This window comes from Pseudoalteromonas luteoviolacea, assembly GCF_018100925.1.
In the GTDB taxonomy this organism is placed as follows: Bacteria; Pseudomonadota; Gammaproteobacteria; order Enterobacterales; family Alteromonadaceae; genus Pseudoalteromonas; species Pseudoalteromonas obscura.
Genome location: NZ_JAGJEH010000017.1, coordinates 19012 through 34065, shown reverse-complemented (window position 1 = coordinate 34065; position 15054 = coordinate 19012). Strand labels below are relative to the sequence as shown.

Sequence of the window (15054 nt, the reverse complement as noted above, 5' to 3'; positions counted from 1 at the left end):
TTAAGTCTCCTGCTTATGTTGATAAATACAAACTTGATTGCGCCCTTGTTGTTTAGCTTCGTAAAGTGCTTTGTCAGCGAAATCAGTGAATAGGGTCGGGTTTTGTGTATCTTGTGCGATGGCGCTGTAAAGACCCGCGCTGGCTGTAAACTGAATACTTTGATCTGCAATAGTGACTGTGCAAGTTGCTGTTGCCTGACGAATTTTTTCAGCAAGCTCTTGTGCGCCAGTTGCATCAGTATTCGGTAATAAAATCACAAACTCTTCACCGCCATAACGAAAGACTTCATCATGAGGTCGTTTCAAATGCTGTTGAATGGTATTGGCAAAGGCACAAATGGTTTGATCCCCAGCCAAGTGACCGTATACATCGTTAACTCGCTTAAAGTGGTCAATATCGAGCATAATCACACTTAAAGTGGTTTGTTCTCGGCGAGAGCGTCTGACTTCCATCATTAGGCGTTTATCGAAATAACGGCGGTTTTTCACTTTGGTTAATGGATCTTCCATATTGAGCCGTTCAAGCTCTCGGTTCTTTTCTTCCAATTCACGCAGTGTGACTTGAAGCTCAAATGTGCGCTCATCAATACTGCTTTCGAGGTCTTGTTGTGCCTGTTCATGGATCATCAGTTTTTCTTTAAGAAGCGCATCTTCCGCACGTGTTTTAGCCAATTTTTGCTCTTGTTGTTTGATATGGCTTTCACGTTCGAAAATGTATTGCTTTGCCAACGCATAACTAATATAGATACACACAAAGAGTGAACACACATAGGTAACTGGACGTTCAAGCAATGCGCCCGAAAGGAGTCCTAGCTCAAAACCAAATTGATAGCATAAAGATATCATCAAGCTTAGGTAAACAGTTACCGCAGGTATTCTTTGACTGAGTTTTTGTAACGGCGACTTGATGGTGATCACAAAAAAGTATACTACCGAGGTGATGGCAAAGGCATAAGCCACTTTTAGCGCCATGGTGATGGGTAAAAATGTGCACAACAAAGTGATAACAAGGCCTCCCGCGAGCAGGTATTTTAACCAGCTATCTACATTGGGAGCTGTGCTAATCGGCAATATTCGGCTGCGTAAAATAGGAATAATAGCTAATGTTGACAGGAGAACTAGAATGCTTTGCCCGTATTGTTGCATCCATTGCCAGTCTGCATACAGGTACCTATAGCCAAAGCCATACAAATGCACCAACAACAGCCATACACTAGAGAGCAACAAAGTGCCATGAAGGAAGTACTTGCGGCGTGTAAAGCTGTACATGGTAAAGTTTGTCGCGATCATTGCCAGCAAGAAACCAGCTAAAATACCGTAAATAAGATTAAACTTACTTTTATACTTTAAGTATTCCACCGGGTGCCACAAACTGAGTGGGATATTGAGGGCGCCATGGTGTTTGACTTTGAGGTAGAGCGTTGTCTGGCGCTTGCCGAGGAGCTCAAGGGGGATCAACTGTGCTTCGTGCTTAATTGGGCGTTGCATCAAGGGCCTACTGTCACCCAGATCTAGCGTCAATATGGCATGGTTCGGCTGCATGATATAAGCCGTGATATTGTCCAGTAGGTTATTATTCACGCTGAGCAGCAGTGGCAATTCTATAAGGCTATCATTTCGAAGAACTATTTTGAGCCATACTTGTTGTTCGACTTCGCCTAAGTTAAGCGCCCCAGAATCATGATATTGCCAATTGGGACGGCTGTTGAGTAAGTCTTGAATATTGTCAATTGTGGTTACTGTATAGCTGAAAGGCATTGAGGCTTCATGCATAAATTGAGCATGGAGTTTGTAGGTGTTCGCTTGTGTCTCGGGATTAAACTCGATGCTGGCAAACGCCTGATAAACATTCAAAAGAAGACCTAACAGTAACCATACCTTCATCATTGAGCACTCTGTTTTTGCGCCATAAACAGCGCATTGAAGTTATCACGGCTATGGGCTGCAATGGTATCGACATCGGTGTTTTTTAGTAAAGCGATTTGCTCGGCAACAGCGTGCAAATAAGCTGGCTCATTGCGTCTAGATTTGGGTTTAGGCGACAGCGTACGTGGTAATAAATACGGGGCATCAGTTTCAATTAACAGCCTATCACTGGGAATATATTGAATCAATTCACGTAATTGCTGGCCTCGTCTTTCGTCGCATACCCATCCAGTCACACCGATCATCAAGCCATAATCGAGATAAAACTTCAGCGCTTGGCGGTCACCTGTAAAACAGTGCAGCACCCCTTTGATGCGATGTTCCAAGAGCAAAGCACGCATGCGCTCATGGGCATCGCGCTCATGAAGGTATGCTGGCATATTTAATTGCTGTGCAAGCGCCAATTGGGCTCGACAGATCTTTTCTTGTTGGTCACGTGGTGAAAAATCACGGTTAAAGTCGAGGCCACATTCGCCAATGGCTACTACCTGTGGTGCACGTGCAAGCTGGGTTATTTGTGCTATATAATCTTCTGGAGCGTCTTTCGCATCGTGTGGATGGATCCCCGCCGTACTCACAAATTGGTGAGTTTTTGCCAAATCGAGACTTTCTTGGCTCGTGATTAAATCACAGCCAATTAGGAGCATGTTATTGATTTTTGCGTCTTTGGCTCTTTGAATGACGTCGGCGCGATCTTTATCAAATTGCGCACTGGTTAAATTGACCCCTGCGTCGATCATTGTGTGCATTTATTTTATTCTTTTTACGCGAATTGTCCGGCTAGAACCCGATTTACTCATTAGAAAGGAGCTAAACGAGCCTCGTTTGATGGTGACAGAGTCACCTTGTTTCGCAAAAAACGCATCGCTGCCGATTTGTTTCCAAACTTGCTGATTTGACAATTCAAATGTGCGTACTCCATGCGCTGATTTGTTCACCTGGGTAACTTTTGCAGTGATGTTGTCTACGTAGTCTTTTTGCTGTGTGATTTTATTTTCTAAACCAAAGCGCTCTGGCTGGTGAGAATTTGTTTGTTCTACTGCGTTATGTTGGTGTGGTAACGCGGTGTTCGCTTGGTTATTTTTGACAACTTGTCTGCTCTGATATTGATTCATAGCTTGGTCATAGCATTGCAGTCGCTGTTGATCTTGCTGAATACTTTGGCAAGCTGTTAGGTTTGCATCAATCGTCTCATGGGCATGCGCTGCAATAGAGGCACACAAGGTCATTAAGGCAAACCAATTATTCATTATTCATTTCCTGTTGCTGAGATTTTTTGCTGTATATACCCGCGAGTATAATGCCCATTTCAAATAATAATAGCATTGGCACGGCAAGTAAGGTTTGTGACAGTACATCTGGCGGTGTCAAAAACATTGCCACGACAAATACGCCGACGACAATATAAGGACGTTTATCTCTTAAACTTTGAGTTGTTGTCACACCGCTCCAACATAGCAACATGATGGCGACCGGAATTTCAAATGCAATGCCAAAAGCGAAAAAGAGTTTCAGAATAAAAGCGAGGTAACTACTAATATCTGGGGACAGTGTCATCATTGTTGGGCCAACGGCGGTAAAAAAGCCTAAAATAATTGGCATAACAACGAAGTAACAGAATGCAATTCCAGCATAAAAAAGCACGATACTAGAGAGCAATATCGGCATTAACATGCGCTTTTCATGTTGGTATAACCCCGGCGCTAAAAACCCCCAGACTTGATGCAAGATAAAGGGTATCGCCAAAAACAAAGAGACAAACAAAGTGAGTTTGAAAGGGGCAAAAAACGGCGCTGTCACGTCGGTTGCTATCATTGTGGCATTTTCTGGTAAGCTCAATACCAGTGGGTTGGCAACAAAAGCATAGATATCGTTGGCAAAATAAACCAAAGATAAAAAGATAACCAATACGCTAAGCAGGGCTTTGATAATTCGGTCCCTCAGCTCAATGAGGTGACCTATAAAACCACTGTTCTCCGATTCTGACATGGGGATTCCTGTTACTTCTGACGGGGCTAGTCTTTCTTCGATGTTTGTTTTGTGGAGTCACTCTGGTAACTGTGGCGCACAGACTCTGCCGCCTTTTTGAGTTCGTCAACGGACTCCTGTAACTCCGGTGCTAAGTCATTCATGTTTTGTTGCTCAGCTTTTTTCAAATTGGCATGAAGTTCATGAACTCTGAGTTCTTCATTCACCTCAGCTTTTACAGAGTTAGCGACTGATTTTACGGTACGTATCCAGCGACTGACTGTTCGAATGGCCACGGGTAAGCGTTCCGGCCCCAGCACCACTAAACCGACAATCAAAATGACGACGAGCTCCCACATGCCCATGTAAATTATACCTTTTCTTTATCTGTTTCGGTGCTAGCAGATTTAGTTTGTGTTTGGCTTTGGATCGCGTCTTTTGGTTTATCCGCTTCTTTACTGTCTTCATCAGACATTGCTTTTTTAAAGCCTTTCACTGCGTTTCCGAGATCACCACCCATACCGCGTAATTTTTTCGTGCCAAAAAGCAAAACAATGATTGCAAGGACAATCAACAATTGCCAAATACTGATTCCACCTAATCCCATAACGACTCCATTTATGTGTTATTTGTATTTACTGAATTGATTATACGCCTAGCGTATAAAATATCACCCTGTTTTACGCCAAGCGCAAACAAATAGCAAGCTTGCCAACACAGCACTACCAAGGCTTGCGCCGCTGAGTTCGGCGATAAAACAAAGCCCGGCAATAATTGCAAAGGTCGATGCCGCCATGCCGAGTAAAATGCTCTGCATTGTTTGTTTATTGAAGCTTGGTGAAGCTACTTGAGGGCGGTGGTGTTGGCGTTTGAGGTTTTGATAGATCAAATCTGGCAGTTCGGGCATTTTTTCAGCCCAAAAAGGCAGGTTTTGATACAACTTTTTCGCGACCGCCATTGGTCCCACTTGCTCTTTAACCCAATGCTCTAAAAACGGTTTGGCTGTTTTCCACAGGTCCAGTTGAGGGTATAGCTGACGGCCCAGCCCCTCAACGTATAACAGCGTTTTTTGCAGTAGCACTAATTGCGGTTGAACCTCCATGTTAAAACGTCGTGCAGTATTAAATAGATTAACGAGCACATGACCAAACGAAATTTCGGCAAGCGGTTTGTTAAATATTGGCTCGCACACAGTGCGAATGGCAAATTCAAATTCTTCTACGCAGGTATCAGCTGGAACCCAGCCCGAATCGACATGCAGCTGGGCAACCTGGCGATAGTCGCGGTTGAAAAAGGCAATGAAGTTTTCAGCCAAGTAGCGCTTATCTTCGCGATTTAGGGTGCCGACGATACCGCAGTCAATACCAATATATTGTGGATTATCCGGGTGTTCATACGAGACAAAAATATTGCCTGGGTGCATATCTGCGTGAAAAAAGCTATCGCGGAAAACTTGGGTAAAAAAGACTTCGACACCGCGTTCAGCGAGCAGTTTCATGTCAGTGCCTTGCGCTTCTAGAGTATCGGTATCAGATACAGGAATACCATAGATGCGCTCCATCACTAAAACATTTTGGCGTGAAAACTCACTATACACTTCTGGAATATACAGTGCCTCCGAGCCTTCAAAGTTGCGTCTAAGTTGAATGGCATTGGCCCCTTCGCGCATTAAATCAAGTTCGTCCAGCAGTGTTTTACGGTATTCACGAACAACTTCAACAGGGCGAAGCCTGCGCCCTTCACTGACGAGCCAAGCAAGAATTTTGGCAAATTGCTCCATTAACGAAAGATCGGCCAATATTTGCTTTTCAATGTCAGGACGGATCACTTTGACCACCACATCTTTTAGGCCATGTTCGGTTTGTAATTGCGCTGTGTGTACCTGTGCAATGGATGCGGATGCCAGTGGTTGCTGTTCGAAATGTTCGAACAAGGTGCTGATATGGGTTAGGTCTAACGCTTGCTCGATGAGTTTTTGTGCTTCACCGCCATCAAAAGGCTCTACGTTATCTTGCAATTGTGCTAACTCTTGAGCCATGTCGTGAGGTAATAGATCTCGTCGCGTTGACAGCATTTGGCCAAATTTGACCCATACAGGCCCTAGAGTTTGAAGTGCAAGACGTAACCGCGCGCCTGCCGACTTATCTTGATGCTTGTTTGGCAGCCAAAATAAGCTTTTTCTAAGGAGCTTTGCATACCAAGGGTGTAGTTGCTGAGGTAGCAGTTCATCTAGGCCGTAGTTTAGAAATGTTTTACCAATTTGATATAGGCGAGCGATGGACAATTCCAGCTCCTTAAAGTCAGTCAGTTAGTGCATTAATGCGTTGTTCAAGCGCAGCCAGTTGCGATGAAAGCGCTCTGGTTTGAGCTTTAAATTGTTGTAATTCCATAGGGTGGACAGTCACATTTAATTCATCCTGACAGAGCTGAGTTACCACCTGTTGCCAAGACTTTGAATGTAGTTGTGCGCTGTTAGCACACTGTTTGACGCTACTCACCAAATGCTCTGCGCCGGCATCACCAAGATAACGAGACAGGTGTTCTGCCCAATCGATGTTTAAATTGGCAAACGCTTTACTGTAGGACTGTGCAAGGTGAAGGTCGCCTTCTAAGTCTAGCTTACCGGAGCGGATCAAACGGGTCAGTTGACTGGGGTCCTTTAATTCACCCAAGCAATCAAGAGAGGTGGTAATATGACAATCTGCACTGTCGTGGTAATTACCATAGACAAAACAATGTTTGCCGTTGTAGTGCAGAGCACAGGATAAGTTTAAGTCAGTTAGCGTCAAAGCAAGTACTTTGTGTGCTGTACTTTGCAGATCGCTGGCAAGATTTGGTTCAAGCGTTAAAAGACGATTAACAGCTTGCTCGGCAACAGCCGTCAAAACAGAAACCCACATAAACTTATCCTTACTAACCTTTAGTATTTGAATCCTCTATGCAGCGCAACGATGCCGCCGGTGAAGTTTTGATAGCTAGTTTGTTCAAAACCAGCATCTTCCATCATACTTTTTAAGGTTTCTTGGTCCGGGTGCATACGAATTGATTCCGCCAAATAGCGGTAAGACTCGCTGTCATTGGCGACCAGCTTACCAACGTTTGGCAGGATGTTGAATGAATAGAAATCATATAGCTTTGACAGTGCTTCGCTCTCGGTTTTTGAAAACTCTAAAACCAACAGGCGTCCACCCGGTTTGAGTACTCGATACATCGAGCGCAGCGCTTCGTCTTTATCTGTTACGTTGCGCAGTCCAAAGGCGATGGTGATAACGTCGAGACTGTTATCTGGAAAAGGCAACGCTTGAGCATTCATTTGCACATATTCAATGTTGTTAACTAAACCTAGATCACGCAGTTTGTCACGGCCAACTTTCAACATTGAGTCATTGATATCACCCAGAATCACTTGGCCTGTATCGCCAACTAATTGGCTAAACTTGGCCGTTAAATCACCTGTACCACCGGCAAGATCTAACACACGATGGCCTTTGCGCACACCAGAGCAAGCAATGGTTTGACGTTTCCATAGACGGTGTATTCCAAACGATAAAAAGTCATTCATGATGTCGTATTTAGCTGCGACAGAGTGAAAAACATCTGCAACCAGTGACTCTTTTTGATTGGACTCTACAGTTTTATAACCAAAGTGTGTGGTATCGCGATTTTCTTCTTTCATGTTGGCCTTGGTGACACAGTTTAGATGGGTATAGTGTACTTGATAGCGACACTTAGGTGCAATTTATAGTGGCAGCTAATCGCAAAATTTTTATAGAAAAAGAGTGCTTAGATGGCGCCTGAAATATAGCAGTCACGGCCCAAAGCATGTGCCTTTTGAGCTGCGTACGATGCTTGGCCGGCCAATTCATTAAAATCGCGTTCAGCTTGCCTTTTTGCAATTCCAATTGCCAGTTGGACTTCTGGAAATTGTACATTGCCTTTATTGCTGATAAATTTTAGCTTTTCAACGCCTTTGCGGATTTTAGCCGCAATGACCTTGGCTGTTTCGGGCTCAATATCTGCAAGTAAAATGGTGAACTCTTGCTTACCTGTACGCCCGGGTACGCCACTTTCTAAGACATATTTTTTGATTTTGTTCGCAACGCGTTGCAAAACAGTTTCACCAATCATATCCCCAAACCTAGCTGTAAAATCGCTGAGGTTATCTACTTGAATAGAAATAGCACACAAGGTTTTATCTTGATCTAACCAAAGCTGCGTCTTTTGATTGAGATAGTGTCGTTTATACAAGCCTGTATGTGGGTCGATCAAACGTTGTTTTCGAATTCTATTGAGTGCTATGTACTGCTGGTTTTGCGAAGCTCTGGCTTTTTGTAAGCCGTTTTTGAAACGCTGTTGCTGTTCGAGAAAACGTTCCGTTTGATTGGCAAATTCACCGAGTACTTGTTTACTTTTCGCGATATCTTGAGTATCTAGTTCGCTGGTGTACTTGCGAATATTTTGTGTAAATTGCGAAATATTATGCTGAGCGCGCGCCGAGGATGTGGATAGCTCATCAATGACATTATCAACTTCTTTGAGTACCGCGAGTTCTTCTTGATGCTCGGTGTATATAAATTCGAAATATAGCTGCTCTATATATACCGTGTCGATGGTGGTGCTGTTGCGTAGATCCCGCTCCAAACGAGAGGTGAGAGGTTCATTGCTACGACTGATAAAGGTATAGGCCACTTGATAATTGAGTGGTGTTGGCGGTAGAGAATGTAGCTCCAAAAAATGACATACTTTGGTCATCTTTTCTTGGGCTATTGCCATTGGATCATGGAACGTCATCTACTTATACACCACACATTAAAGTTATTTTTTAAGCCTTAATGTCCTTCGGCACAAGTCATGATTTCATCCTATCTGAAGCCCCGCTACATTAATCGTAAATGCGACTTTTTGAAAGTAAAATTTGCCTATTAAACGGTAAAAAGTTACCCGTTTATGTTCTTTAGGCGATTTTATCAACAACTTTATACTATCCTCCCTGTAGAGAGATTTTGGTGAGTGCATTTGCTGATCTTTGGTCGAATATACTTGCATCGAGATAGGAGCCTTCGTTATGGTGCGCTATCCCAGCGAACGTTAAGGAACCCCTGTGTTGAACGCCATTGTTAAACCACTCAGTGCCATTGCACTGGCATTAAGTCTGTCAGCGTGTCAGACGACATCATCTAGCCCAGATCAAACCTTTGTGGCATTGTCCGAACAGGTAATGGCGTTTCGTGCCGAGATAGATAGCTCTGCCATTACGTCGCTGGACGCGGAATTTTTGCTGGAAGATATGTCAGCACAAGGCTTGGCCAACAGAAATCAGCGCAGGTTGGCTTTGCTAGCACAGTTCGATGCAATTGATGAGTCTCAGCTAAGTACTGAAAATCAGATCAACTTTGCGATTTTACGGGCACAGGTACAAAATAAAGTCGATTTGTATCACTTTAAACACCACTATGTACCGCTGTTATCTGAATCTGGATTTCACACGTCGCTGATGTTTAAGATCAGAGAACATGACTTTACCACTGCACTTGGTTATCAGCTGTTGATTGAACGCATCAAACAATTGCCAAGGTACTTTTCTCAGCAAATGGCATGGATGCGAGAAGGTATGAAAATAGGTTTAACCCAACCTAAAGTGGTGTTGAAAGGGTTTGAGTCTTCTATAACAGCTTATATAGCAGTGGATGATGTTGAGCGTTCACCATTTTATGCGCCATTTAAAGTTAACCAAGCGGGTTTGCCTGATGCCGAATTTAAGCAACTGCAGCAGCAAGCAAAAGCGGCCATTCTCCAATATGCAAATCCAGCTTATCAGTCCTACTATGACTTTTTCGTCGATGAGTATCGACCTGCTGCGAAGGATGATATTGCTTGGTCTACCTCTCCAAATGGCAAGGCATTTTATATAAATCGCGCTAAGCATTTCACCACAACGTCTATGACACCCAAGCAGATCCATGAGCTGGGGCTGCAAGAAGTGAAGCGCATTCGTACTGAAATGGACAAAATCATCGAAAAGGTCGGTTTTGAAGGCACTTTTGCGGAATTTGTCGAATTTTTACGTACAGATCCACAATTTTATGCCAAGACACCTGAGGAGCTGTTAAAAGAAGCTTCATTTATCGCGAAAAAGATGGATGCGCAGTTACCAAAGTTCTTCTATACATCGACGTTGCCGCGGGTGCCATATGGGGTTGCGCCAGTGCCAGACAGCTTAGCACCTAAGTACACCACGGGTCGCTATCTCAGCCCATCAACGGAAACGGACGCGGGTTATTATTGGGTAAATACTTATGCACTGGATAAAAGGCCTCTGTATGTATTAGAAGCGTTGACCCTTCATGAAGGCGTGCCAGGGCACCATTTACAAATTTCCATGAATGACGAGTTAACCCAATTACCCGAATATCGAAGTGAATATATTTCGGCATTTGGTGAGGGGTGGGGACTTTATTCAGAGTATCTCGGTATTGAAGCCGGGTTTTATCAAGATCCCTACAGTGACTTTGGTCGGTTAACCTATGAGATGTGGCGTGCAGCCCGTTTGGTTGTCGATACGGGAATGCATATGTTTGGCTGGAGTCGTGAGCAAGCGATGCAGTTCATGCAAGATAACACGGCATTGTCGCTACATAACGTGAAAACAGAAACTGATCGCTATATTTCTTGGCCTGGTCAAGCCCTGTCATACAAGGTGGGTGAATTGACAATTAGACGTCTTAGAGCTGAAGCAGAGCAAGCGCTAGGTGAGCGGTTTGAAATCCGCGAGTTCCATCATCAAATCTTGAAAAATGGTTCAGTGCCCCTGTTTGTTCTTGAAGCACAAATTGCCAAGTATATTGAACAGGCGCAACTGCAAAAATAATCTCGGTGAAAAGGCCGCCATTGGGCGGCTTTTTTATTAGTGGACAAAGCTGATAATGAGCTGATAAAAATCATCAGTAGAGCGACAGCTTTTTGCATTGAGGATTAATTGCTCCCCCAACAACAGAGTTTGTTTTTGAACCGCTAAGCGCTTGTCAGTAGCTTCGATTTCATCAATATCAGCAACATGCGCCAATCCGATGGTACGGCGGATAAGCTCTGTCCCACAATAGCCCATAGCGTCTTGCAGGACTTCTTGTAAAAATTGCTCGCTGAAACCGGGTGCTTGCAACGCTAAATCGCGGCTTTCTTCTTTCGCCAGTGCTAACCACTGTTGCTCAAATACTTGTAGGCAAGTAGAGATGGTATTGAGTAAGTAGGTGTGTAAATCACGACGTTTGGGTGCCTCGGCAACACGACCATTGTGCGCACAGTAATTGAGTAATAAGTTTCCGATAAAGGAACCTAGGTCAAAACCAATTGGCCCAAAAAAACCAAACTCAGGATCAATAAACTTGGTTTGGTTTTGCGACACAAAGATACTTCCGGTATGAACGTCGCCATGCAGCAATGTCTGAGGCGAAGAAAAGAATTTGCTTTTCAATCGAGCGATATTGACCAGCAATGTGCTGTTTTGTCGCAGTAGGTGAACTTGTTCCGTTAATTCTGCTGGAAAGTTATTGCGCTCATGTACTCGGTAGGGATCGTCGAAAAATAAATCTTCAGTGATAGAGCAAAGCTCTGGGTTGGTGAACTCTTGTACCAAGGCTTTTTTATCTGCTGGTGATAAATAAAAGTCTGAGTGGTAAAAGCTCGTTCTTGCAAGGTAAGTTGCGACATCTGAGCCTAGCTGGCGAAATGTTTGCCCCTGATTAAGCTCACCACGCAAAATAGCCAAATCGCTGAGATCTTCCAAAATAGTCACTGCCAGTTCGCTATCGTGGTGGAGCACCTTTACTGTTAACGCTGGGCAGACCTTACCATGCTTTTGCAAAACACTTGCTTCAATCCTGGCTCTATCTAGGGTGAGAGGCCAACTTTCACCGACACAACGTGCATAGGGCAGGGCTTGCTTCAAAATGATACTTCGCTGGTTTGTATCTTGGATACGGAACACCAAATTGAGATTCCCATCGCCAAACTCGTAGCATGAAAGCACCGAGTCTGTAGGAAAGAATTGCCCCAGTTCTTGGACGTAACTTAAGGCGGTGTCGTTATTAAAGGCAACGTATTTGCTCACTGTTATTCACCAAAAATTAAAGTAACTTTTGGCATTCTATATTTTTAAATGTTTAGATGTCTATACATCTTTAGATCTTTATGTAGAATGAGTAACAACAATAACTGCCTATCCTTTAAACAAAATGAAAGACCTAATCGCTCAAAGTTTGAAATATCAAGATGGTAAAGTGCAGGTGCTTGACCAATATTTATTGCCGCATCAAGAGGTTTGGCATGTATGTCAAACTGTCAGTGAGATGCAGGGTCTGATCAATAACCTTCAAGTACGAGGCGCGCCTTTAATTGGCCTAGCGGCAACGTTATTGGTGGCATATCTGGCTGAGCAGGGCGGATCACAGCAAGAATTAGGTCAGGCGATAGATGATTTAGAAGCTACGCGTCCAACGGCGGTGAATCTCAAACACTGTATGGATAGGTTGAGAGCGGTCGTAAACGATGAGCGATATGTTGAGTCGGTTGTTGCCGTCGCTGAACAATTATTTGAAGAAGATATTGCGCTGTGTAAACGTATTGCGGAGCATGGTGTTGAGCTAGTCAATGCCGGGGATAATATATTAACCCACTGTAATACAGGAGCACTGGCTACAGCGGGAATTGGCACTGCACTTGGCGTGATTTATCAAGCAGCACAGCGCCATGGCAATATTCATGTCTGGGTAGATGAAACGCGCCCTTTATTACAAGGTGGGCGGTTGACTGCGTATGAGCTTGCTCGCTGGCAGATCCCGTACACTTTATTGTGCGACAGCATGGCAGCTTCTTTGATGGCTGCTGGCAAGGTGGACAAAATATTTGTCGGTGCGGATAGGGTGGCGGCAAATGGTGATTTTGCAAATAAGGTTGGCACGTATAACCTAGCTGTGTTAGCACATTTTCATCAGATACCTTTTTATGTGGTGGCGCCAAAAACGACTTTCGATCCACTGTGTGCCAGTGGACAAGACATTGAAATAGAGCAGCGCAGTGCACTTGAAGTGACAGGTGTGAGTGGCAGTTTTGGTGACTGTCAGTGGGCACCCAAGCAAGCTGATGTTTATAATCCTGCTTTTGATGTGACACCGGCAAAGCTGGTAACTGGCTGGGTATTCGATAGTGGTGTGTACACCAGACCGGCGTTTTCAGCGCTGTAATGTGAAGTGACACAGCGGGTGATGTTTGCCCTGTGTGTCACTTTGAGATTGGCTCTTAGTCTAACATTGGAAATTGTTTTGCAATGTTCGACCCCGTTTCTTTGGCAACCCAGCCTTCGGTATTATTGAACAGACGAATGGCCGTAAACTCAGGATCGCTGCCCATATCAAACCAATGTGGGGTGTTTTGTGGCACGGAGATCAAGTCGCCTTGTTGACACAGCACTTGATACACTTTGTCTTGAATATGTAGGCAAAATAAACCTTGTCCTGCGACAAAAAAGCGCACTTCATCTTCGCTGTGGGTGTGCTCAAAAAGAAATTTCTCGCGTAATTGTGCTGCATTCGGATTACCTTTTTGCAGCGCGATCACATCAACAGTTTGATATCCACCCTGTGCTTTTAAGCGTGTGATATCGTGCTGGTATGCCTCTATGATGTCTGCTTCTAAAGCATCGAGTGCCAGTATTTGTGTTGCTTGCCACTGTTCAAAGCGTACCCCCACTTCTGCGAGTTGCTGGGTAATTTGTTTAACATCGTCACTTTGAAACGTGGCCGTATTTGGCTGGTGTTCTTGGTAGATATGTAAGTAACTCATGACGGTTTCTCATCTTTTATTTGCTCAAAGTCGGTTATGAAGTCATGTTCAGGACTTTTTGTTTGCCCATCGCGCCACAACTGTAATGTCTGCATTCCCGCTTCTTTCGCTGCATCAAGCTCTGCGACTACATCACTTAAAAAAAGGACTTCGTGTGCAGCAAAGGGGACACTTTGAAGGATGTTGTGATATGACTGGGCTTGCTGCTTAGCGCCTACCCGGGTATCAAAATAGTCGCTAAATAACGGTCGCATATCACCAAAATCTGAATGCGCGAAAAGCAGTTGTTGCGCTTTGACTGAACCAGATGAATAGACGTACAGTACGATTCCTGACTGATGCTGTTCGGTTAAATAGGTGTATGCATCCGGATAGATATGGCCTGTAAAGTCGCCTTGTTGATAGCCGTTTTGCCAGATCAGGCCTTGAAGTTGTTTAAGTGGGGTGATTTTTTGATCGGCTTCAATCCAATTCAGCAAGGTATCTATGACGGTTTCTAAGCTCGCATTCGGTTGATTTAGCTCTGATCTGACCGCCTCTATTTGAGCGCTTACCTGCGCATCATGCTGCGCACTTGTGACAAAGTCGGCGAGGTGTTTTGCGGCATAAGGAAAAAGAATGTCTTTCACGAATGATATGCGGGTAATAGTGCCTTCAATATCTGTGAGTATGGCTTTAATCATTTTACTGCTCCTTCTAGTTTTATCCGCTCTAACTCACAAGCAAATAAAAACTCTAACCCTTCAATGTGGCGGCGAGTTTCAAAAATACTGTTGCCAAGCGCGTACAGGCCGTGACCACGGATCAAGACCCCGTGGGTAATGGGGTGTGTTTGGTGGTGCTTGGCTACGCGTTCCGCCAAGGCAGGAATATCTTGATCATTGTCAAAAATGGCGATGGAGAGCGTATCCAGATGACTGTGAATACCGGATAGAGACTTTTGCATTTCATAACCTGTAACCGCAAAACTGTCGCTACGTATAAAGCGCGAAAGTACTGTAGCTGCAACAGAATGTGTATGTAAAATACAACCAGATTGAGGTTGCAACTCATACAGCTTTAAGTGTAAAGCTGTTTCAGCGGAAGGCTTACCATCACCCGAAACAATATTGCCTTGTTGGTCTAGTTCTAAAAATTGCTCAGGGGTTAGGTACCCTTTGTCAAAGCCACTGGCGGTGACGACGAAGCCATCATCTGTCTTCATCGAAAAATTACCACCTGTTGCAGGGACCCAACCTTGTTGGCTTACCCAGCGTCCAGCGTCAATCAGTGCTTGTTTTGCTGCCTTTGTTTGCATATTCGATCTACCTTAAGAGGTTTGGA

General features: G+C 44.2%; 16 protein-coding genes. 2 read left to right on the top strand and 14 right to left on the bottom strand.

Going from position 1 to position 15054, the window contains the following annotated elements:
• The 10 genes from J8M00_RS25365 to J8M00_RS25320 form a co-directional block, all read right to left on the bottom strand.
• On the bottom strand, positions 1–1887 hold the full coding sequence (locus tag J8M00_RS25365; protein WP_211013181.1) for a sensor domain-containing diguanylate cyclase: 1887 nt from the start codon (positions 1885–1887) through the stop codon (positions 1–3).
• Positions 1884–2675, bottom strand: coding sequence for a TatD family hydrolase (locus J8M00_RS25360; protein WP_211013180.1), 792 nt, complete (start codon positions 2673–2675; stop codon positions 1884–1886). Before J8M00_RS25360 ends, J8M00_RS25365 begins: the two co-directional genes overlap by 4 nt.
• On the bottom strand, positions 2676–3176 hold the full coding sequence (locus J8M00_RS25355) for a type VI secretion system-associated protein TagO (protein WP_211013179.1): 501 nt from the start codon (positions 3174–3176) through the stop codon (positions 2676–2678). It abuts the gene before it with no gap.
• Entirely contained in the window at positions 3169–3915 is a 747-nt protein-coding gene (tatC, locus tag J8M00_RS25350; protein ID WP_211013178.1) for a twin-arginine translocase subunit TatC, read from the bottom strand. The genes J8M00_RS25355 and tatC overlap by 8 nt, the downstream gene beginning before the upstream one ends.
• A gap of 26 nt (positions 3916–3941) precedes the next feature.
• A complete protein-coding gene (gene tatB / locus J8M00_RS25345) occupies positions 3942–4259 on the bottom strand; it encodes a Sec-independent protein translocase protein TatB (protein WP_211013177.1) in 318 nt (105 codons plus the stop codon).
• Between the two features lie 5 nt (positions 4260–4264).
• Entirely contained in the window at positions 4265–4501 is a 237-nt protein-coding gene (gene tatA, locus J8M00_RS25340; RefSeq protein ID WP_211013176.1) for a Sec-independent protein translocase subunit TatA, read from the bottom strand.
• A 63-nt stretch (positions 4502–4564) separates the two neighbouring features.
• Entirely contained in the window at positions 4565–6178 is a 1614-nt protein-coding gene (ubiB, locus tag J8M00_RS25335) for a ubiquinone biosynthesis regulatory protein kinase UbiB (RefSeq protein ID WP_211013175.1), read from the bottom strand.
• Positions 6179–6194: 16 nt separating this feature from the next.
• On the bottom strand, positions 6195–6794 hold the full coding sequence (locus J8M00_RS25330; protein WP_211013174.1) for a ubiquinone biosynthesis accessory factor UbiJ: 600 nt from the start codon (positions 6792–6794) through the stop codon (positions 6195–6197).
• Between the two features lie 20 nt (positions 6795–6814).
• Positions 6815–7570, bottom strand: coding sequence for a bifunctional demethylmenaquinone methyltransferase/2-methoxy-6-polyprenyl-1,4-benzoquinol methylase UbiE (gene ubiE, locus J8M00_RS25325; RefSeq protein WP_023400226.1), 756 nt, complete (start codon positions 7568–7570; stop codon positions 6815–6817).
• 107 nt (positions 7571–7677) lie between these two features.
• Positions 7678–8685, bottom strand: coding sequence for a GGDEF domain-containing protein (locus tag J8M00_RS25320; RefSeq protein WP_211013173.1), 1008 nt, complete (start codon positions 8683–8685; stop codon positions 7678–7680).
• Positions 8686–8995: 310 nt separating this feature from the next.
• On the opposite strand from J8M00_RS25320, the gene J8M00_RS25315 reads away from it, so the two are divergent.
• The gene (locus tag J8M00_RS25315) at positions 8996–10762 is read left to right on the top strand and encodes a DUF885 domain-containing protein (RefSeq protein ID WP_432652293.1); all 1767 of its coding nucleotides are present in this window, start codon (positions 8996–8998) and stop codon (positions 10760–10762) included.
• 36 nt (positions 10763–10798) lie between these two features.
• On the opposite strand, the gene mtnK is transcribed toward J8M00_RS25315, so the two are convergent.
• A complete protein-coding gene (gene mtnK, locus J8M00_RS25310) occupies positions 10799–12001 on the bottom strand; it encodes an S-methyl-5-thioribose kinase (protein ID WP_211013172.1) in 1203 nt (400 codons plus the stop codon).
• A gap of 124 nt (positions 12002–12125) precedes the next feature.
• Between mtnK and mtnA the strand changes: the two genes are divergently transcribed.
• Positions 12126–13133 carry an S-methyl-5-thioribose-1-phosphate isomerase gene (mtnA, locus tag J8M00_RS25305; RefSeq protein WP_211013171.1) on the top strand — a complete coding sequence of 336 codons (1008 nt, stop codon included), beginning with the start codon at positions 12126–12128 and terminating at the stop codon, positions 13131–13133.
• 55 nt (positions 13134–13188) lie between these two features.
• Here mtnA and J8M00_RS25300 read toward each other — a convergent pair whose 3' ends face one another.
• The 3 genes from J8M00_RS25300 to J8M00_RS25290 are packed head-to-tail and all read right to left on the bottom strand — an operon-like array spanning position 13189 to position 15028.
• Positions 13189–13731, bottom strand: a complete 543-nt coding sequence (locus J8M00_RS25300; RefSeq protein WP_211013170.1) for a 1,2-dihydroxy-3-keto-5-methylthiopentene dioxygenase — start codon at positions 13729–13731, stop codon at positions 13189–13191.
• Positions 13728–14414, bottom strand: coding sequence for an acireductone synthase (gene mtnC / locus J8M00_RS25295; protein WP_211013169.1), 687 nt, complete (start codon positions 14412–14414; stop codon positions 13728–13730). The genes J8M00_RS25300 and mtnC overlap by 4 nt, the downstream gene beginning before the upstream one ends.
• The gene (locus tag J8M00_RS25290; RefSeq protein WP_211013168.1) at positions 14411–15028 is read right to left on the bottom strand and encodes a methylthioribulose 1-phosphate dehydratase; all 618 of its coding nucleotides are present in this window, start codon (positions 15026–15028) and stop codon (positions 14411–14413) included. The genes mtnC and J8M00_RS25290 overlap by 4 nt, the downstream gene beginning before the upstream one ends.
• Positions 15029–15054 lie beyond the last annotated feature (26 nt).